Source organism: Aeromonas sp. 9A, from assembly GCF_963900955.1.
Taxonomy (GTDB): domain Bacteria; phylum Pseudomonadota; class Gammaproteobacteria; order Enterobacterales; family Aeromonadaceae; genus Aeromonas; species Aeromonas salmonicida.
Map to the genome: position 1 here is coordinate 1 of NZ_CAWRFG010000003.1, position 1,061 is coordinate 1,061.

Annotated in this window: 1 protein-coding gene; it reads left to right on the forward strand. The window is 59.8% G+C overall.

Annotated features, from left to right (window positions below; genetic code table 11):
* Positions 1 to 1,061, forward strand: a 1,061-nt coding sequence (locus tag AACX78_RS21770) for a replication endonuclease (protein ID WP_201302969.1), incomplete at both ends; no start/stop codon positions are given.

Consider the following 1,061-nt stretch of genomic DNA (forward strand, 5'->3'; position numbering starts at 1 on the left):
CTGCAAGAACACATCAACATCCTGCTCGGCAAGGTGCGCAAAGGGGTGTCCGCTTATGTGTCGAACGCCACCATGAAGGTAGTGCGCGAGCGTAAACGGGCCATGATGCGCTGGCTGGCCGAATCGGAGGTGATGAACACCAAGCATGATCTGGTGATCTCGATGAAGGATTGCTGGGAGGCCAGCAATGCTAACCCAGTCAACCGCCGCAACGAGATGATGGTGCGTGCTCGGGGGTTCAGCGACTACGCCGAGGAGCAGGGCCATGTGGGCGTCTTCTTCACCTGGACAGCCCCTTCCCGCTTCCATGCCTGGAAGACTGGTCGCAATGGCAAGACCGTCGAAAATGAGAAATACGAGGGCGCCACACCACGCGAAACCTGCGCCTACCTGGCCAAATTGTGGAGCCTGACCCGCGCGGCCCTCAAACGGGGCGATGCACCTGTTTATGGCTTTCGCGTTTGCGAGGCTCACCACGACGGCACCCCACACTGGCACTTGCTGCTATTTATGCGCCCTGTCGACAAATGGCGGGTGATCAGTACTTTGCAGCGGTATGCCTTGAGCCATGACCGTGCAGAGTTGATCCGTGATCCCAAGGGTCTCCCCTCTCATACCGACTTCACTCCGCGCTTTGACTGGAAGGAGATCGATCAAACCAAAGGCGATGCGGCAGGCTATATCGCCAAGTACATCGCCAAAAACATTGATGGTGCCTATTTGGATGATGACGAAGAAGCTGATGCCCCCGCAAATGAAGCCGCCATGCATGCGGTTGCCTGGGCGAGTTGGTGGGGGATCCGTACCTTCCAGCAAATAGGCGGCGCCCCGGTCGGGGTATGGCGCGAGCTGCGCCGCATCAGCAACGCCAAGAAGCACGGCGATCTGGTGGGGCCACCCAAGCCAGTGCTGCAAGACCCGCGTTTTGAGGCGGCCCGTTACGCCGCGGATAACGGCATCTTTCGCTGTTACCTCCACGCCATGGGTGGCGCCCTGGCCACCCGGGCCGAGCACCCCATCAAACTGGCCCACCTCATTGAGGAGCAGGCCAACTGCTACGG